This window comes from Streptomyces albidoflavus (assembly GCF_000719955.1).
Classification (GTDB): domain Bacteria; phylum Actinomycetota; class Actinomycetes; order Streptomycetales; family Streptomycetaceae; genus Streptomyces; species Streptomyces albidoflavus.
Genome location: NZ_JOII01000048.1, coordinates 1 through 18,080, shown reverse-complemented (window position 1 = coordinate 18,080; position 18,080 = coordinate 1). Strand labels below are relative to the sequence as shown.

The following is an 18,080-nucleotide window of genomic DNA, read 5'->3' as shown; positions in this document are numbered from 1 at the left end:
CCCCGTCCCCCGGCCTCCGTCCCCGGGCGGGCATCGCGCGGGGCCCGGCGCATCCCGCCGGTGGCCCGGCGCCCACCCCGGCCCCCTGCACCACCCCCCGTCCATCCGGTTACATGGAGCCATGAGTGACACGAATGCCATGCCCGACTGGGAGAAGCGGTTCCGTGCCCCGCGGGTCTCCCTGCCCGAGTGGGCCGAGGACGCCCCCGACCGCGCGCTGTTCGTCTCGAACGCGACCGGCACCTACGAGCTGTACGCCTGGGACCGGGCCACCGGTGCCCAGCGTCAGGTGACCGACCGGCCCAACGGCACCACCGACGGCGTGCTGACGCCCGACGGAGAGGCGGTGTGGTGGTTCAGCGACACCGACGGTGACGAGTTCGGCGTGTGGATGCGCCAGCCCTTCGGCGGCGGCGAGGACGTTCCGGCGGTGCCGGGACTGGAGCCCTCGTACCCGGCGGGGCTCGCGATCGGGCGGGACGCGCGTTCCACGGCCGTCGTCGGGCGGTCCACCGACGAGGACGGGTCGACGATCCACCTGGTGCGGGACGGCGGCGCGCCCGCCGTGGTCTACCGGCACCGGGAGTCGGCCGGTGTCGGCGACCTGTCGCGGGACGGCACGCTGCTGGCGGTCGAGCACACCGAGCACGGCGACGCCATGCACTCGGCGCTGCGGGTGCTGCGCCTGGGCGGCGGCCCCGGCGAGCCGCTGGCCCTGGAGACCGTCGCGGAGCTGGACGACACCCGGGGCGGTGAGGAGGAACTGGGCCTCGCGGTGATGGGGTTCTCGCCGGTCGAGGGGGACACCCGGCTGCTCATCGGCCACCAGCGGCGCGGTCGCTGGGAGCCGATGGTGTGGGACGTGGCGGACGGTTCGCAGACCGAGCTGCCGATCGAGCTGCCCGGCGACGTGTCGGCCGAGTGGTACCCGGACGGCTCGGGCCTGCTGATCGCGCACAGCTTCGAGGCCCGCAGCGAGCTGTGGCGGTATGACCTGGCCGCGGGGACGCTGGCCCGCGTCGACACCCCGGCCGGTACGGTCTCCGGCGCCACCGCCCGCCCCGACGGCACCGTCGAGTACCTGTGGTCCTCGGCCGCCGTGCCGCCGCAGGTCCGCTCGACCACCGGTGAGGTCGTGCTGGACGCGCCCGGCATGAAGGCGCCGGATTCGGTGCCGGTGGAGGACGTGTGGGTGGACGGCCCGGGCGGCCGGGTGCACGCCCTGGTGCAGCGGCCCGAGGGCGAGGGCCCGTTCCCGACGGTGTTCGAGATCCACGGCGGTCCGACCTGGCACGACAGCGACGCCTTCGCGGCCGGCCCGGCGGCCTGGGTCGACCACGGCTACGCGGTGGTCCGCGTCAACTACCGGGGCTCGACCGGCTACGGCCGCGAGTGGACCGACGCGCTGAAGCACCGGGTCGGCCTGATCGAGCTGGAGGACATCGGCGCGGTCCGCGAGTGGGCGGTCTCCTCGGGTCTCGCCGACCCGCGCCGCATCGTGCTCTCCGGCGGTTCCTGGGGCGGCTACCTGACCCTGCTCGGCCTCGGCACCCAGCCGGACGCCTGGTCGCTGGGGCTGGCCGCGGTCCCGGTCGCCGACTACGTGACGGCGTACCACGACGAGATGGAGGGGCTGAAGGCGATGGACCGCACCCTCCTCGGGGGCACCCCGGAGGAGGTCCCCGAGCGGTTCGCGGCCTCGTCGCCGCTGACCTACGTGGAGGCCGTGACGGCCCCGGTCTACATCTCGGCCGGGGTCAACGACCCGCGCTGCCCCATCCGGCAGGTCGACAACTACGTGGACCGGCTGGTGGCGCGCGAGCACCCGCACGAGGTGTACCGGTACGACGCCGGCCACGGCTCGCTCGTGGTCGAGGAGCGGATCAAGCAGGTGCGGCTGGAACTGGACTTCGCCGCGCGGTACCTGCCGGCCTGATCCGGCGCGCCGCCGCGCCCCGTGCCCTGCCCCGGCGCGGGGCGCGGCGGCGCACCCCCGTACCGTGGGGGGTGTGTACCGGTTCCTGCTGACCCCGCGCTGGTGGGGCATCAACCTGTTCGTGGTCCTCGCCATCCCCTTCTGCGTCTTCATGGGGTCCTGGCAGCTCGGCCGGTTCGAGGACCGGGCGCAGGCGCACAAGGAGGCCGAGGAGAAGCCCGTCGTCAGCACGGAGCCCGCGGCTCCGGTGGGCGAGCTGCTCCCCGTCGACAAGGTGACCTCGGGCCGCGTCGCCGAGGCCACCGGCACCTACGAGGACCAGTTCCTCGTACCGGCCCGCGTGGTCGGTGAGCGGGAGGGCCACTACGTGCTGACCCTGCTCCGCCAGTCGGACGGTTCGCCGGCGCTGCCGGTGGTCCGGGGCTGGCTGCCGGGCGCCGCCGATCCGGACGAGGCGCCCGCGCCGCCCGAGGGCGAGGTCTCGCTGAGCGGCGTCCTCCAGGCGCCCGAGCACACCCGCTCGCCCGGCGTGTACAAGGACGGCGGCCTCCCCGCCGACCAGGTCGGCATCATCAGCGCCGCCTCCCTCGTCAACCTGGTGCCGTACCCCGTCGAGAACGCCTGGGTGACCCTCACCGACGGGCAGCCGGGCAACGCGGGGCTGACCCCGGTGCCCCCGGCCGCCACCCCCGACAGCGGGCTGGACCTCAAGGCGTTCCAGAACCTCGGGTACACCGGTGAGTGGTTCGTCTTCGCCGGGTTCGTGGTCTTCATGTGGTTCCGGCTGCTGCGCCGGGACGCCGAGGTCGCCCGCGACGAGGCCCTCGGCATCGCCCCCGAGGGCCCGCCCCAGCCGGTCACCCCCGCACCGTCCCCCGGCACCGAGTCCGAGGCTTCCGAGAACGCCGCCGCCGAGGACCGCAAGCCCGCGCCGACCCCGTAGCAGCGCGTCCGCCGCACGTACGACGATGCCCGCCCCCTGCACCGAGGGGGCGGGCATCGTCGTACGTGCGGCGGTGCGCCGTGGCCGGTCAGCCTCCGGCCGGGAGGGCGTCCGTGTAGTAGACGGTGCCGGCGCAGGCGTCGGGGACGGTGGTGGCCGTGGTGGGGGCGCCCGGGTCGGCGGCGTGGCTGACGGTGACGCTGCCGTCGGCCTTGCCGCCGTCGGAGCGCATCAGCTGCGGCTGGACGTCGGGGGCGGTGGCGCCCTGGTCGGTGCCGCCGCTGGATCCCTCGGCGGGCGGCGTCGGGTCGGTCGGCGTGGTGCCGCCGGTCCCGCCGTCGCCGCCGCTGCCGGTGTTCGGACAGCTCTCGGAGGGAATCCAGGCGAACTTCACCTCGTACGCGGCGCCGGGCGCGAGGACCAGTTGCGAGGCGGCCGTGATGGGCGAGGGGAGGCCGGTGGCCGGGTCGCCCGGGGTGTGCGGCACCACGCTGACCCTGCTCGCGTCGGCCGCGCCCAGGGCGACCGCCGAAACGGTGCCGGAGCTGGCGACGGTACAGCCGCGGTCGGAGACGTTGGTGACGCGGAAGGTGCCGTAGAGGGAGCCGTCCCCGCCGCGTCCCTCGGTGGTGGTGGAGGCGGAGCCGAGCTGGGTGGCGTCGCAGAGCGGGGAGGAGGCGGCGCGGGCGTCCTCGGGGAGCGCGGAGCCGTCCGGGTTCTCGCCGGGCTCGGCGGACTGGCCGCCCTCGGCCTTGTCCCGCTCCTTCTCGGCGCCGGGGGCATCGGCGTCGTCCTTGCCCGCGCCCGCGCCGGGCTCCTTGCCGGAACCCGCGCCCTCACCGCCGGTGCCCCCCTGCACGTCCTCCCCGTGCCCGGCGATGGAAGGGCGGTCGTCGGACGACGCCGACGTGGTCACGTGGACCAGTGCCGGAACGGCGGTACCCACGAAGAGCGCCGCCGCCGCCATCCCGACGACCGCCTGGCGCTTACGGGCCCTGCGGGCCGGCACCGCGCGCCGCAGGTGCTCCAGGGTGGCGTCCGTGTCGGCGGGGCCGAGCCCGTCGGCGGCACCGTGCAGGATGCGGCGGAGGTCGTCCTCCTCCAGCGGGGCGGGGCCGTCGAGTTCGGGGTCGAGCGGGCCGGCGGGACTGGTGGGACCGGCCGGTTCCTCGGGCGGCTGAGTCTCGCCCCGCAGCAGGCGCCGCAGGTCGTCCTCGTCGAACAAGGCGGTGGGCTCGGCGGCCGGCTGGGCCGGGACGACCGTGGTCTCGGCCGTGTCGTCGGCCTCGGCGTCGGCCGTGTCGTCGGCACCGGCCACGGAAGCGTCGGCGCGGTCCGCGTCACCGTCGGCGGCCTCGGCCTCCGGTTCCCGGGCGGCCTCGTCACGGGCCTCTTCGCGGGCTTCTTCAGGGGCCTCGTCACGGGCCTCGCCCGTGGGCTCCGTGCCCGGTTCCCGGGTGTCCTCGCCCGTATCCCCTTCGGGCCGCTCGGATCTCTTGCCGCCCTGCTCGTTCACGGCTGCGTTTCCAGTCTGCTTCGGCTGCTGCTGTTCATCCCGCTCGTGTCCCCCGTCGGGGGCCTCGCGCCGCTCGGGGCGGCCCGCGCTCACGACGTACTGCCCATCGCCACGCGGAGAGCCGCGATGCCGCGCGAGCCGTACGCCTTGACCGAGCCGACGGATATGCCGAGCGTCTCGGCGGCCTGGGCCTCGGTCATGTCGGCGAAGTAGCGCAGCACCAGGACTTCGCGCTGACGGCGCTGGAGGCCGCGCATCGCCTTGATCAGGGCGTCGCGCTCCAGCTGGTCGTAGGCACCTTCCTCGGCGCTGGCCATGTCGGGCATCGGCTTGGAGAGGAGCTTCAGGCCGAGGATGCGGCGGCGCAGCGCGGACCGGGAGAGGTTCACGACGGTCTGCCGCAGGTAGGCGAGGGTCTTCTCGGGGTCGCGGACGCGTTTGCGCGCCGAGTGGACCCGGATGAACGCCTCCTGGACGACGTCCTCGCAGGAGGCGGTGTCGTCGAGGAGGAGCGCCGCGAGCCCGAGGAGCGAGCGGTAGTGGGCGCGGTAGGTCTCGGTCAGATGGTCGACGGTGGTCCCCGCCGTGGTCGTCGGCGCGCTCATCGTGGCCTCGGCGCCGTCACGCGGGGCCGGGGCACGGGCGGGCTGCCGGGTCGCCGGCATGGGGGCGATCACCGGCATGCCGCCGGAGCCGACGGCCGCCCGGGGGCGCCGTGAGGGGCGCAGGGGGAGACCCCTCGCCTGTACCGCTGTGAAGTCCAGAACTTCTGCCACGTCTGTTGGACACGCTTCCCCCCGACAGGGTTGTACGCGGCAGGCATGGTTCCCGGCGTTGCGTCGAATGCCCTCATGCGTAACCGATCTTCCCTTTTCCCCAGTTTTCGCGTCATTCCGGTGGCGGCGGTCGACTCCGCCCAAGAAATGACCGTCGGCCGGAGTTCCCCCCACCGGCTTTCCGGACCGAGAACGGTTACTGAAGACGCCTCGCGCGGCACACCCGGTTGCGGGGCACGGCGAAGCGTTTCCCACGCACTGCCCGACCGCACGGGCACGCCCGCGTCGGTGCAGCTCAGAGGGTCCACCACCTGATCGCGCACTCAATTTACACAGGCCCTACACAGACTTCGGCGCCCGAGCGGAGGAAATTTTCCCTCCCGGCAAAGTCACGTCCGCATACCGGACATGGGTGCGCCCCTTGATCCGGAAAAGCCCGGTTCGCCACGAGGCATCCCTTTCCCGGCCTTACCGCACCCCTGCGCGCTCTCTCCGCATTACGGACGCACCCCTCCCGCCCGCCGGGGAGCCGGGCTACCGGCCCTCGCGCTCCTCGCGCCCCTCCCGGGCCACCATCTCGGCGAGCTGGGCGGTGTTGAGCGCGGCCCCCTTGCGGAGGTTGTCCCCGCAGACGAAGAGCTCCAGGGCGGTCGGGTCGTCCAGGGCCCGCCGGACCCGGCCGACCCAGGTCGGGTCGGTGCCGACCACGTCGGCGGGGGTGGGGAAGTCACCGGCGGCCGGATCGTCGAAGAGGACGACCCCGGGGGCGGTGGCGATGATCTCGCGGGCCCGCTCGACGGTCACCTCGTGCTCGAAGCGGGCGTGGACGGTCAGCGAGTGCGTGGTGACCACGGGGACGCGGACGCAGGTGACGGCGACGCGCAGGTCGGGGAGGCCGAGGATCTTGCGGGACTCGTCGCGGACCTTCATCTCCTCCGAGGACCAGCCGCCCTCGCGCAGCTCGCCGACCCACGGCACGACGTTGAGGGCGAGCGGTCCGGGGAAGGGCCCCATGTCGTCGCCGACGGCCCGGCGTACGTCGCCAGGACCGGTGCCCGGTTCCGCGACGGCCGGGCGCGGCCCGGTGCCGGTCACGGCGGTCAGCTGGCGGCGGAGCGTGTCGACGCCCTCGCGTCCGGCGCCGCTGGCGGCCTGGTAGGAGGAGACGATCAGCTCGCGCAGACCGAACTCGGCGTGCAGGGCGCCCACCGCGACGATCATCGACAGGGTGGTGCAGTTGGGGCTGGCCACGAGGGATCTGGGCCGCGAGCGCACCGCGTGCGGGTTGACCTCGGGGACGACCAGCGGAACGTCCGGGTCCATCCGGAAGGCGGCGGAGTTGTCGACGACGACGGCGCCCTGGGCCGCCGCGATCGGCGCCCAGTGGGCGGCCACCTCGTCGGGGACGTCGAACATGGCGATGTCGACGCCCTCGAAGGCGTCCTCGGTGAGGGCGAGGACCTCGACCTCCTCACCCCGCACGGCCAGCTTGCGGCCGGCCGAGCGGGGTGAGGCGATCAGACGGATCTCGCCCCAGATGTCGGCGTGCTGCGACAGGATCTGGAGCATGACCTGGCCGACGGCTCCGGTCGCTCCGACGACCGCGAGAGTCGGCCGGGACTTCATCGCCCGGTGCCCCCGTACACGACCGCCTCGTCCGAGTCGGAGTCGAGGCCGAAGGCGGTGTGCACGGCGCGGACGGCGTCGTTGACGACGTCGGCGCGGGTGACGACCGAGATGCGGATCTCGGAGGTCGAGATCAGCTCGATGTTCACCGCGGCGTTGGAGAGCGCCTCGAAGAAGGTCGCGGTGACGCCCGGGTTGGTCTTCATACCGGCGCCGACCAGCGAGATCTTGCCGATCTGGTCGTCGTAGCGCAGCGAGTCGAAGCCGATGGAGCCCTTGGCGCGCTCCAGGGCGTCGATGGCCTTGCGGCCCTCGGCCTTGGGCAGCGTGAAGGAGATGTCGGTCAGGCCCGTGGAGGCCGCCGACACGTTCTGCACGACCATGTCGATGTTGACCTCGGCGTCCGCGATCGTGCGGAAGATCGCCGCGGCCTCGCCCGGCTTGTCGGGCACGCCGACGACCGTGACCTTGGCCTCGGAGGTGTCGTGGGCGACACCCGAGATGATGGCCTGCTCCATCTTCTGGTCCCCTTGCGGTTCGTTGCTGACCCACGTGCCCTGGAGCCCCGAGAAGGAGGAGCGCACGTGGATCGGGATGTTGTAGCGGCGGGCGTACTCCACGCAGCGGTGGAGCAGCACCTTGGAGCCGGACGCGGCCAGCTCCAGCATGTCCTCGAAGGAGATCCAGTCGATCTTGCGGGCCTTCTTGACGACCCGGGGGTCGGCGGTGAAGACGCCGTCGACGTCGGTGTAGATCTCGCAGACGTCGGCGTCCAGCGCCGCCGCCAGCGCCACGGCGGTCGTGTCCGAGCCGCCGCGACCGAGGGTGGTGATGTCCTTCTTGTCCTGCGAGACGCCCTGGAAACCGGCGACGATGGCGATGTTGCCCTCGTCGACGGAGGTCCGGATGCGGCCCGGCGTGACATCGATGATGCGCGCTTTGTTGTGGACCGAGTCGGTGATGACACCGGCCTGGCTCCCCGTGAAGGACTGGGCCTCGTGGCCCAGGTTTTTGATCGCCATCGCCAGCAAGGCCATGGAGATCCGCTCCCCCGCCGTCAGCAGCATGTCGAACTCGCGGCCCGACGGGATGGGGGACACCTCCCCGGCGAGATCGATCAGCTCGTCCGTCGTGTCACCCATCGCCGACACCACGACGACCACCTGGTGGCCGTTCTTCTTGGCATCGACGATCCTCTTGGCGACACGCTTGATGCCTTCGGCATCGGCTACGGAGGAGCCGCCGTACTTCTGCACGACAAGGCCCACGTGCGCTCCTCGGTCAATCAGTTTCGGTCCGCGCCTCGGAGCGATCGGCTCCGCCGCGGTCGGCTCATTTTACCGAGCCGGCCGGAAACACCCTGGTGGTATCACATCCCGAGATGTCCCGCTCGGACAGCGATCACCGCCCGGGCGCCCCACGGCCGCTCAGCCCGTCCCCTTCCCAGGGCCTCACCGATCACTCCCGGTTGTGGGGGTGACCACAAAAGGTTTAGAGCCGGACGGGGCCGTCTCGGCCGCTTCCGCCCCGCCCCTCACCCGCGCCCCCGGTTGCGGGGGTGCTCCCGCGCCGTCCGCTCGTTCCCGAACTTGTACGCGCCGGTCCACCGCGCCATGACCTCCTGCGGGTCGCCCGCCTCCACCTCCTCGGTGAACCTGGCGGCCCGCTCCCCGCGCAGGGTGGCGGCCTTACGGCCCCGGTGCGTGACGACGACCGTGCCGTCGGCTCGGGCGGTCCAGGTGAATCCGGCGGGTGCGGGCATGGGGCTCCTCGGGCGTCCGTGGCGGGCGCCGGGTGCGCGCCCCGGCGCGACGGAGCCTACGACAGCGGCCAACCGGCTTACGGGGCCTCCGCGCTGACTCTGCGTCGCCCACGCCGGGGCGTTGTCGGTCCCCTTCGCCATCCTTGTCAGCATGAGCCGCGACATCGCGTACTCCACCGACGACAAGGCCGAACGGAAAGAGAGGCGGACGTGGCCGAAGGGCTGACCGGGCCATTCCTGATGGTGGTCGAGGACGTGTTCCGCCACGCCTCGCGCGGGGTCCGGGGCGTACGCGTGACGGGCCAGGTCGAGCGGGGCAGGGTTCGCGCGGGCGACGAGGTGGAGGTCGTCGGGTTCGGTGGCGGAGCAGCCACCGTCCCCGTCCTCGCGGTGGAGGCAGGCGGGCGCCGAGCGGCCGAGGCGGGGGCGGGCACGAACGCCGGAGTCGCGCGGCCGGAAGCGGTGGCGGGCGCGCTGGAGCGGGGGCAGGTGCTCGCGGAGCCCGGGACCGTCGGCGCCCACCGTCACTTCTTCGCCGACCTGGACGTGCTCGCCGCGGATCAGGGCGGGGTCGAGCTGCGGGACGGTGAGCGCCTGGCCGTGTATCTACGGGCGGCCACCGTGACGGGAACCCTGGCCCTGATGCAGGGGACGGAGGTGCTGCGTCCCCTGCATCAGGGATCCGTGGCGGTGGCGCTCGAACACCCCGTACCGGTGGAACGCGGCCAGCGCTTCGCCGTCCGGCACGCCGGGCGGGCCGTCGGCTCAGGGACCGTGACGGGGCTGTCCCGTTGAGCGGACAGCCCGCGTCTGCCGGGTCAGGTCAGCGGACCGGGCGCATGCCCAGGGGGGCGCCGATCTCCTCGGCCATGACGCGGCCGGCCTCCTCGTCGAGGGACTCGTCGGCGAGGTCCTGGTCGGTGTCGAGGCCGTCGAGGGCCGGGAGGGGCTGGTTGAGGCGGACGTGGACCACCAGGGACTGGAGGGCGCGCAGGGCGGCGGAGGCGGTGGTGCCCCAGTTGGAGAAGTAGGAAAACTGCCACCACCACAGGGCCTCGGCGGTACGGCCCGCGCGGTAGTGGGCCATGCCGTGGCGCAGGTCGGCCACGATGTCGGCGAGGCCGTCGGAGATGCGGGCCGGGACCGGGGCGGTGCGCGGCTCGTAGGGGTCGAAGACCTCGGAGTAGACGTCGACGGGGGCCAGCAGGGCGGCGTACCGCTCGCGCAGCTCGTCCACGTCGGGCTCGGGGCCCAGGTCCGGCTCGTACCGCTCCTCTGGGAGGAAGTCGGCGTGGGCGCCGAGGCGGCCGCCGGCCAGCAGCAGTTGGGAGAGTTGGAGCAGGAGGAAGGGGACGGCGCTGTCCGGCTCGTCACCCTTGGCGACCTCGCTGACGGCGACCAGGAAGGATTCGACCTGGTCGGCGATCTGGACGGCGAAGTCGTCGGGGTCCTGCGTGGTGGAGTGGAGCGTGGCGTCAGACATCGAGGAGTCGTCTCCCTTCGAAGGCGCGGCCCAGAGTGACCTCGTCCGCGTATTCCAGGTCTCCGCCCACCGGCAGCCCGCTGGCGAGGCGGGTGACCTTCAGACCCATGGGCTTGATCATCCGGGCGAGGTACGTCGCCGTGGCCTCGCCCTCCAGGTTGGGATCGGTGGCGAGGATCAGCTCAGTGACGGTGCCGTCGGCGAGCCGGGCGAGGAGTTCACGGATGCGCAGGTCGTCCGGGCCGACGCCCTCGATGGGGCTGATCGCCCCGCCGAGCACGTGGTAGCGGCCCCGGAACTCCCGGGTCCGCTCGATCGCCACGACGTCCTTCGGCTCCTCGACCACGCAGATCACCGCGGCGTCGCGGCGCTGGTCGCGGCAGATGCCGCACTGCTCCTGCTGCGCGACGTTCCCGCAGACCGAGCAGAAGCGGACCTTGTCCTTCACTTCCAGCAGGGAGTGCGCGAGGCGCCGCACGTCGGCCGGCTCCGCCTGGAGGATGTGGAAAGCGATCCGCTGCGCGCTCTTGGGACCGACGCCGGGCAGCCTGCCCAGCTCGTCGATCAGCTCCTGGACCACGCCTTCGTACACGGAACGCCTTCCTTCGTGCTCCGCGGCGCCGGACCCCTCGCCGGGGCCGGGCCGTCGCTTCGTACCGTAGTCGCCGGGGCGCCCGCCCATAAGGCGTGCGGCGGATTACGGCGGCGGATTCACCACGGGTGAACGCGCCGGGGTCGAACGCGGATCAAGTGGTACGGAACGGGACGCGGCGGACTGGCTCCGCGCCCCCTTCCGCGCCGGGGGTCAGAACGGCAGGCCGGGGATGCCGCCGCCGCCGAGCCCCTGGGCCAGCGGGCCGAGCTTCTCCTGCTGGAGCTGCTGGGCGTTCTCGTTGGCCGCCTGGACCGCCGCGACCACCAGGTCGGCGAGGGTCTCGGTGTCCTCCGGGTCGACGGCCTTCGGGTCGATGACCAGGCCGCGGAGTTCACCGGAGCCGTTCACCGTCGCCTTGACGAGGCCGCCGCCCGCCGAGCCGTCCACCTCGGTGCGGGCCAGTTCCTCCTGGGCCGCCGCGAGGTCCTGCTGCATCTTCTGGGCCTGCTGGAGCAGCTGCTGCATGTTGGGCTGGCCACCACCGGGGATCACGATCAGCTCCTGTGTTCTGGGATCTGGGGTCAGAGGTAGGGGGGGTCGGTCGTGACGGGAGCCGGCGCCCGGGCCGGGCCCGGGAGTTTCCCGCCTGTCTTGAGCGTACGTGCTCGGCCCGAGCCTCGCTGAGGCACTCTTTCGGGTGACCGCCTTCCCCCGCGCCCTACCTGATCAGGGCCCCTTCCGGGCGCACCGGCGGCACACGGCACGGCCCCGCCGCGCGGTAGTAAGGAACCTTCCGCCCCGCCCGGAACCGCCCACCCGGCACGGGCGTTACGGAAAGCACGCGTACGCGCACGCGTCGTGCCCGCGGCTCAGTACCATCCCGTACGGCCGTCCGCCACGCCCCGCCGCCGCGCGCACGGTCCGCCGACGACGGCCCCGCACAGCGACGCCGAGAGGGAGTGCCTGGTGAGCCAGCCCGAAGAGCAGCCCGAGGGCCCGGCCGACGACGCCCGCCCCCGGGAACGGCAGCGCCCGCGGCACCCCGCCGACCTCGCCGGCCGCCCCTTCCCGCTGGGCGACTGGGGCCGGCCGGCCGACCGCCTCACCGAGCTGTACGAGTGGGTCGAGGAGTCGGCCCTGTCCACCTCCGACTGGTACCTCGCCGACCGGGCCCGCAAGCGCCGCGGCGCCCGCCTGCTGCGCGCCGGGACGGCGCTGGGCGCGGCGACCGGCGCCGCCCTGCCGCTGCTCGACCTGACCGGCGCGGTCCCCGGCGCCTCCCCGTGGGCCTGTCTGGCGGTGCTGACGGCGGCCGCCTGTGTCGCCCTCGACCGGTATCTGGGGCTGACCTCGGGGTGGATGCGGGACATGGCGACCGCGCAGGCGGTGCAGCAGCGACTCCAGGCGCTCCAGTTCGACTGGGCCTCGGAGTGCGTGCGCGAGGTGCTGGGCCCCACCGACGGGACCGCGGCCGAGGCCGCCGACCGCTGCCTGGGCGTGCTGCGCCGCTTCACGGACGACCTGAACGACCTGGTCAGGACGGAGACGGCGGACTGGATGGTGGAGTTCCGCACCGGCCCGGCCCCGCTCGCCGCCCGCGCCTCGGGCGGCCTCCCGGCCCGCGCGGACCTGCCCGCCCAGGGCGCCCGCCCGGCCCTGCTGCCGGGCGCCCGGCCGAACATGCCCCGCCAGCGGCCGCCGGACGCGCGCTGACCCGCGCGGCCGGGGCCGGCCGGTTCAGCTGAAGACGATCATCGAGCCCTGGCCCAGGCTCCTGGTGACCGCCGCGTGCAGGCCGAGCCAGACGTGGCGCTCCCGGGCGTAGGGGCTGTCGTCGAGGGGGGCGGGGGCGGCGGGCTCCTCCAGTTCGGTGGGGCCCTGCGGGGGTGCGGGGGCGGCCGGCGGGTTGGCCGGGTCGATGCCGATGGACGGGGCGACGTACTCCAGGTCGCGCAGCAGGCCGTGGGAGGAGCCGAGCGGGCCGCCTCCGGCGAGGAGTTCGTCGTTGGCCAGCGGTTCGGGGAAGTCGACGGGGACGTAGGCGCCGGCGTGGTCGTAGTGCCAGACCAGGTGGGAGCGCTGGGCGGTGGCCTCGAACATCTCCAGCAACTGTTCGTAGTCTCCGCCTAGTTCGTCGACCGGGGTGACTTCGAGGCCGCAGACCTGGAGCAGGTAGGCGCGGCGCAGGAAGTGCAGGGCCTCGTAGTCGAAGCCGGCGACGGGGGCGACGTCGCCGGAGAGGCCGGGCATGTAGGAGTAGACCGGCACGGCGGGCAGTCCGGCGGCGCCCAGTGCGGCGTCGTAGAGCGCGAGTTCCTCGGCGAACGGGTTGTCGGGGGCGTGGCACAGCACATCGACAAGGGGGACCAGCCACAGGTCACAGGCCAACAGAACTCTCCTCGGTCGCCGTTGGGATCACCACGGGAAGCGTAGTGGGGGTTCAGGCGGGATCGTGGGTGCTGGTACAGGTCGTGCGGGAAGGGTACGGCGGAACCTGGCTGTCTGGCTCCGGGTGGTACGGCCCGGATCAGCGGGCGCCGGGTCCGGCCAGTTCCTCGATGAAGGCGAGCGAGTCGGCGTTGTAGGCGGCGATGATCGCCTGGGCCTCGGGGTAGCGCTGGTGGGCGAGGGCGTCGATGAGGGCGCCGTGGCCGGTCCACAGGCGGCCGCGCAGGTCGTCCTGGCGGCGCAGGTAGGGGACGGAGCAGACCCAGGACTGGAGCCGGAGGCGGTAGGCGAAGTCGGAGAGGTAGGGGTTGCCGAAGAGGGAGCAGAGCTCCTGCCAGAACCGCAGGTCGTAGCCGATGAGGACGTTGAGGTCGCCGGCCGAGGCGGCGCGGGCGGCCTCCTCGCCCCGGCGCCGCACGGCGAGGTAGCGGCCGGGGTCGCCGGGGGTGCGGTGGCCGAGCCCGCTGAACATCGCGTCGGCGATCAGCCCCCGCGCCTCGACCATCGCCCGGTAGTCGGCGACCGAGAACTCGTGGACGCGGAAGCCCCGGTGCTGGACGGAGTCGAGCAGCCCCTGGGCGGAGAGGTCGACCAGCGCCTCACGGACCGGGGTGGCGGAGACGCCGTACTGCTCGGCGATCTCCTTGACGGTGAACTCCTGGCCGGGGTGGAGCCGTCCGGCGAGGACCTCGTCACGGAGCGCACCGGCGATCTGCTGGCGCAGCGTGGAGCGGGTGACGGCGTGGGCGCTGTTCTCGCGCGTCGCGCACATCTGCCTGTCCTTCCCGTTCGCCATCGCGTATGAGCACGTCAGCCTACGCGCTACGGGAGCGGGGAGCGCCGCGCGTGCACCGGGAAAGAGGCCAGGAGGGGGCGGTTCCGGCGGGCGCGGGCGGGACGGTGTTTCACGTGAAACCACGGAGGGTGACCGATGTTTCACGTGAAACATCGGTCACCCTCCGTGCGGTGGCCCGGCCCGGTGGGGCCGGGGCCGTCAGACCGTGTGCTCGTCGGCGACGGTCAGTGCCTCGTCGAGGGCGGCGAAGCCCTCCTTGAGCTCCTCCTCGGTGACGGTGCACGGCGGGACCACGTGGGTCCGGTTCATGTTGATGAACGGCCACAGCCCGCGCTTCTTGGCGGCGGCACCGAAGGCGGCCATCGGCGCGTTGGCCTCACCGGTGGCGTTGTACGGCACCAGGGGCTCGTGCGTCTCGCGGTCCTTGACCAGGTCGAGCGCCCAGAACATGCCGACGCCCCGGACCTCGCCGACGCTCGGGTGGCGCTCGGCGAGGCGGCGCAGCTCCGGCTCGACCACCTCGGCGCCGAGCCGGGCGGCGTTCTCGACCACGCCCTCCTCCTCCATCACCCGCAGCGTGGCGACGGCGGCGGCGCAGGCCAGCGGGTGCCCGGAGTAGGTGAGGCCGCCCGGGTAGGGGCGCTTGGCGAAGGTCTCGGCGATCTTGCCGCTGATGGCGACGCCGCCGAGCGGCACGTACCCGGAGTTGACGCCCTTGGCGAAGGTCATCAGGTCGGGCACCACGTCGTACAGGTCGGCGGCGAACCAGGTGCCGGCGCGGCCGAACCCGGCCATGACCTCGTCGAGGATGAAGACGATCCCGTACCGGTCGCAGATCTCGCGGACGCCCTGGAGGTAGCCGGGCGGCGGGGTCATGATGCCCGCGGTGCCGGGGATGGTCTCCAGGATGATCGCGGCGACGGCCTGCGGGCCCTCGTAGGCGATGGTGGATTCCAGGTGGGCGAGGGCGCGCTCGCACTCCTGCGCCTCGTTCTCCGCGTAGAACGGCGTGCGGTACAGGAACGGCGCCCAGAAGCGGACGACGCCGGCGCTGCCGTTGTCGGAGGCCCAGCGGCGCGGGTCGCCGGTGAGGTTGATCGCGGCGGCGGTGGAGCCGTGGTACGAGCGGTAGGCACTCAGCACCTTGGTGCGGCCGGTGTGGACGCGGGCCATCCGCACGGCGTTCTCGACGGCCTCGGCACCGCCGTTGGTGAAGAAGATCTTGTCGAGGTCGCCCGGGGTCCGCTCGGCGATCAGCCGGGCCGCCTCGGAGCGGGCCTCGACGGCGAAGGCCGGGGCGAAGGTGGCGAGCTTGCCCGCCTGCTCCTGGATCGCCGCGACCACCTTCGGGTGCTGGTAGCCGATGTTGGTGAAGACCAGTCCGCTGGAGAAGTCGAGGAAGCGGTTGCCTTCGTAGTCCCAGAAGTACGACCCCTGAGCGCCGGCCACGGCGAGCGGGTCGATCAGGTCCTGCGCGGACCACGAGTGGAACACATGCGCCCGGTCGGCGGCCTTGACGGCGGCACCGGTCTGCGGGTCGGGCTCGGGGAGCCCCGGAAGGGGGGAGCCGTGCTGGCTGGACTGAGGGGTCATGCCCACAGGCTAAGAGTGCGGCAGGCGGCCGGGGCAATGGGCGGTGTGTCTGGTGCCGGGAGGCCGGGGCGACAGGTTGTCGGGTACGGGCCCGCCGCAGGGGGCCGGGGCACCGCTGGGCGCCCCGGCCGCCCGGGTCAGCGACCGGCCTGGGCCACCTTGAGCGCGGCCGTGGTCCGCGCCTCGTCGAAGGCGTCGACCGGGCCCTGGTCGCCCTTGCGCCAGGGCGCGGCCCCGCACCAGGGCCCCAGCTCACGGAAGACCGGCAGCGCGGCCTCATACATCTTGCAGCGCGTCAGGTGGTACGCGAGGAGGTGCCGCAGGCCGGGCAGGCGCGGGTCGGTCTCCGGGGCGGTGGCCAGCGCGCGGGCCACGGCCAGCAGCGGTTCCTGGGCCGCGGGCCCGGTCTGCATCAGGCGCTTGCCGGTCCGCTTCTCGTCCTCCTCCAGCGCGTACAGGTAGACGCCGGGGAGGACGGAGCCGGGCGGGGCGGCGGCCAGGGCCCGCTTGGCGAAGTCGTACATCAGCTCGTCGGAGCCGTGCCACTTGGCACACCAGAACTGGAGGGCCTGGAGGTGGCCCGCCCAGTGGTAGGGGGCGCGGGTCTGGAGCCCCGCGAAGAGGCGGGAGAACTGGCCGTGGTCGTAGTTGAGGGCGCGGGCGGCCGTCAGCATCACCACCCAGGGGCCCGGGTCGGCGGGGGCGAGTTCGGACGCCTCGTGGGCGGCCTTCATCGCGTCGGGGAGCATCCGCTGAAAGGTGTCCATGTTGGCCTGGGAGACTTTGTGCGCGTAGGCGCCGCCCCGGATCGCCCAGGCCCGGTGGACCATCAGCCCGGCGCGGACGGTGGCCGCGTCGCCGCTCTCCGGGTGGGCCTTGCGCCACCGCTTGAGCCAGTCGTCGTCCTCCTGGGCCAGTTCCTGGAGGACTTCCAGGCGCGACCAGCGTTCGTCCCAGTCCTGCCCGGCCGCCTCGACGTAGGCGGCGGCCTGCTTCCACTCCCCCCGGCGGGCGCCGAGGACGGCCTCGACGAAGGCGTCGTGGCCGGGGTCGGTCCGCGGCGGCCCGGCCCGTTCCGGGTCGAGCTGGGCACGGGGCACCAGGCCGTGCAGGGCGGGGTCGAACGCCGCCCGCTCCCGGGAACGACGCACCCGGGAGGCTATGGAGGCCACACCGATACCGGCGGCCGCGAAGACGAAGATGCTGATCACCGCGTGATCATGCCGCCACGCGCCCCCCTGGGCAAGGGAATTGCCCCGGCCTCTCCCCGCCCGGCCGGGGGCCACCTTTCGTTCCGGTCCGGATACGAAGGGTGGCGGCCGGGGGCGCGGGCACACGCCCGCCGACTATCCTCCGGACCAGTGGCAGACGCGTGTTACGGGGGAGGCGGCGCCGCGATGGAACAGCTCGGTCCGGGGGACCCGCAGCACATAGGGGCGTACCGCCTCCAGGCCCGCCTCGGCGCGGGCGGCATGGGACAGGTCTATCTGGCGCGCTCCGCACGCGGGCGCACCGTCGCGGTCAAACTGGTACGGCGGGAACTGGCCGAACAGGCCGAGTTCCGCGACCGGTTCCGCAAGGAGGTCGCGGCGGCGCGGCGGGTCGGCGGCGCCTGGACGGCCCCCGTGCTCGACGCCGACACCGAGGCCGAGGTGCCCTGGCTGGCCACCGGGTACGTCGCGGGCCCCTCGCTCCAGTCGGTGGTCGCCTCGCACCACGGGCCGCTGCCCGAGCGCTCCGTCCGCATCCTGGGCGCCGGCCTCGCCCACGCGCTGAAGGACATCCACGCGGCCGGCCTCATCCACCGCGACCTGAAGCCCTCCAACGTCCTGCTCACCATCGACGGCCCGCGCGTCATCGACTTCGGCATCGCCCGTGCCCTGGAGACCACCGCCGAGGCCGCCCTGACCCGGACCGGCGCCGTGGTCGGCTCACCGGGGTTCATGGCCCCCGAGCAGGTGCGCGGCGACCGCGTCACCCCGGCCGCCGACGTCTTCTGCCTCGGCTCGGTCCTCACCTACGCGGCCACCGGCGCGCTCCCCTTCGGTACGGCGGGCAGCGGCGTCCACGCCCTGATGTACCGCATCGCCCAGGAGCCGCCCAACCTCGCGGACGTCCCCGAGAACCTCCAGGACCTCATCGGCGCCTGCCTCGCCAAGAACCCCGAGGACCGCCCTACCCTGGACCGCCTGCTCACCCTGACCGGCGCCGACGACACCGTCAGCGACGGCAAGGCCCTCGACCCCTGGCTCCCCGGCGGCCTCGTCGCCCAGCTCGGCCGCCACGCGGTCCGCCTCCTCGACCGGGAGGACCCGGAGAACAGCCCGGCCGCCGAAGCCACACCCGCCGAACCCGCCGCCTCCGCCCAGGCCCCCGGTACGCCCGCCGCCGAGCCGGGCACACCGAGCACTGCCGCCACCCCGGCAACCCCGCCCGCTCCTGCTCCGGCGTCGGCTGAGGCTCCGGCTCCGGCTCCGGAGTCCACCCCCGCCCCGCCGGACCCGGGCACCCCCGGCACACCCCCGCCCGGCGGCGTCAACCACCTCCCCACGGTCGTCGTCGGCACCACCCCGCCACCCCCGCCCCAGCCCCACGCGACCCCGCCC

The 18,080-nt window shown here is 73.6% G+C and carries 17 protein-coding genes; 5 read left to right on the top strand and 12 right to left on the bottom strand.

Annotated features, from left to right (window positions below; genetic code table 11):
• Positions 1 to 121 precede the first annotated feature (121 nt).
• The gene (locus IF45_RS0129185) at positions 122 to 1,936 is read left to right on the top strand and encodes a S9 family peptidase (RefSeq protein WP_030310506.1); all 1,815 of its coding nucleotides are present in this window, start codon (positions 122 to 124) and stop codon (positions 1,934 to 1,936) included.
• Between the two features lie 73 nt (positions 1,937 to 2,009).
• Positions 2,010 to 2,879 carry an SURF1 family protein gene (locus IF45_RS0129180; RefSeq protein WP_010644008.1) on the top strand — a complete coding sequence of 290 codons (870 nt, stop codon included), beginning with the start codon at positions 2,010 to 2,012 and terminating at the stop codon, positions 2,877 to 2,879.
• Between the two features lie 88 nt (positions 2,880 to 2,967).
• On the opposite strand, the gene IF45_RS0129175 is transcribed toward IF45_RS0129180, so the two are convergent.
• The 5 genes from IF45_RS0129175 to IF45_RS0129155 form a co-directional block, all read right to left on the bottom strand.
• A complete protein-coding gene (locus tag IF45_RS0129175) occupies positions 2,968 to 4,395 on the bottom strand; it encodes a hypothetical protein (protein WP_030310504.1) in 1,428 nt (475 codons plus the stop codon).
• An 89-nt stretch (positions 4,396 to 4,484) separates the two neighbouring features.
• Entirely contained in the window at positions 4,485 to 5,078 is a 594-nt protein-coding gene (locus tag IF45_RS0129170; protein ID WP_008413891.1) for a SigE family RNA polymerase sigma factor, read from the bottom strand.
• 627 nt (positions 5,079 to 5,705) lie between these two features.
• Positions 5,706 to 6,797: an aspartate-semialdehyde dehydrogenase gene (locus IF45_RS0129165; protein ID WP_030310502.1), complete on the bottom strand. Its 1,092-nt coding sequence runs from the start codon at positions 6,795 to 6,797 to the stop codon at positions 5,706 to 5,708.
• Positions 6,794 to 8,065 (bottom strand): aspartate kinase, encoded by a 1,272-nt coding sequence (locus IF45_RS0129160; protein WP_008413895.1) that lies wholly within the window; start codon positions 8,063 to 8,065, stop codon positions 6,794 to 6,796. The genes IF45_RS0129165 and IF45_RS0129160 overlap by 4 nt, the downstream gene beginning before the upstream one ends.
• A 266-nt stretch (positions 8,066 to 8,331) precedes the next feature.
• Positions 8,332 to 8,559, bottom strand: a complete 228-nt coding sequence (locus IF45_RS0129155) for a hypothetical protein (protein ID WP_015507473.1) — start codon at positions 8,557 to 8,559, stop codon at positions 8,332 to 8,334.
• A 210-nt stretch (positions 8,560 to 8,769) separates the two neighbouring features.
• Here IF45_RS0129155 and IF45_RS0129150 point away from each other — a divergent pair, with 210 nt between their 5' ends.
• On the top strand, positions 8,770 to 9,354 hold the full coding sequence (locus IF45_RS0129150) for an EF-Tu C-terminal domain-related protein (protein WP_030310500.1): 585 nt from the start codon (positions 8,770 to 8,772) through the stop codon (positions 9,352 to 9,354).
• 28 nt (positions 9,355 to 9,382) lie between these two features.
• Here IF45_RS0129150 and IF45_RS0129145 read toward each other — a convergent pair whose 3' ends face one another.
• The 3 genes from IF45_RS0129145 to IF45_RS0129135 form a co-directional block, all read right to left on the bottom strand.
• Positions 9,383 to 10,042, bottom strand: coding sequence for a DUF5063 domain-containing protein (locus IF45_RS0129145; RefSeq protein ID WP_008413900.1), 660 nt, complete (start codon positions 10,040 to 10,042; stop codon positions 9,383 to 9,385).
• Positions 10,035 to 10,634, bottom strand: coding sequence for a recombination mediator RecR (gene recR, locus IF45_RS0129140; protein ID WP_008413902.1), 600 nt, complete (start codon positions 10,632 to 10,634; stop codon positions 10,035 to 10,037). Before recR ends, IF45_RS0129145 begins: the two co-directional genes overlap by 8 nt.
• A 213-nt stretch (positions 10,635 to 10,847) precedes the next feature.
• Positions 10,848 to 11,189: a YbaB/EbfC family nucleoid-associated protein gene (locus IF45_RS0129135; RefSeq protein ID WP_008413904.1), complete on the bottom strand. Its 342-nt coding sequence runs from the start codon at positions 11,187 to 11,189 to the stop codon at positions 10,848 to 10,850.
• A 414-nt stretch (positions 11,190 to 11,603) separates the two neighbouring features.
• Between IF45_RS0129135 and IF45_RS0129130 the strand changes: the two genes are divergently transcribed.
• Entirely contained in the window at positions 11,604 to 12,350 is a 747-nt protein-coding gene (locus tag IF45_RS0129130; RefSeq protein ID WP_030310497.1) for an SLATT domain-containing protein, read from the top strand.
• 24 nt (positions 12,351 to 12,374) lie between these two features.
• Here IF45_RS0129130 and IF45_RS0129125 read toward each other — a convergent pair whose 3' ends face one another.
• The 4 genes from IF45_RS0129125 to IF45_RS0129110 all read right to left on the bottom strand — a co-directional run bounded on the left by IF45_RS0129125 (position 12,375) and on the right by IF45_RS0129110 (position 16,685).
• Positions 12,375 to 13,025, bottom strand: a complete 651-nt coding sequence (locus IF45_RS0129125) for a putative DNA-mimic protein (protein WP_008413909.1) — start codon at positions 13,023 to 13,025, stop codon at positions 12,375 to 12,377.
• A 139-nt stretch (positions 13,026 to 13,164) separates the two neighbouring features.
• Positions 13,165 to 13,857, bottom strand: coding sequence for a GntR family transcriptional regulator (locus tag IF45_RS0129120; RefSeq protein WP_003949606.1), 693 nt, complete (start codon positions 13,855 to 13,857; stop codon positions 13,165 to 13,167).
• Positions 13,858 to 14,079: 222 nt separating this feature from the next.
• Positions 14,080 to 15,474, bottom strand: coding sequence for an aspartate aminotransferase family protein (locus IF45_RS0129115; protein ID WP_018893696.1), 1,395 nt, complete (start codon positions 15,472 to 15,474; stop codon positions 14,080 to 14,082).
• A 137-nt stretch (positions 15,475 to 15,611) separates the two neighbouring features.
• Positions 15,612 to 16,685: a DUF4034 domain-containing protein gene (locus IF45_RS0129110; RefSeq protein ID WP_030310494.1), complete on the bottom strand. Its 1,074-nt coding sequence runs from the start codon at positions 16,683 to 16,685 to the stop codon at positions 15,612 to 15,614.
• Positions 16,686 to 16,871: 186 nt separating this feature from the next.
• On the opposite strand from IF45_RS0129110, the gene IF45_RS0129105 reads away from it, so the two are divergent.
• The coding region (locus tag IF45_RS0129105; protein WP_030310493.1) for a serine/threonine-protein kinase at positions 16,872 to 18,080 on the top strand (1,209 nt) is incomplete at its 3' end.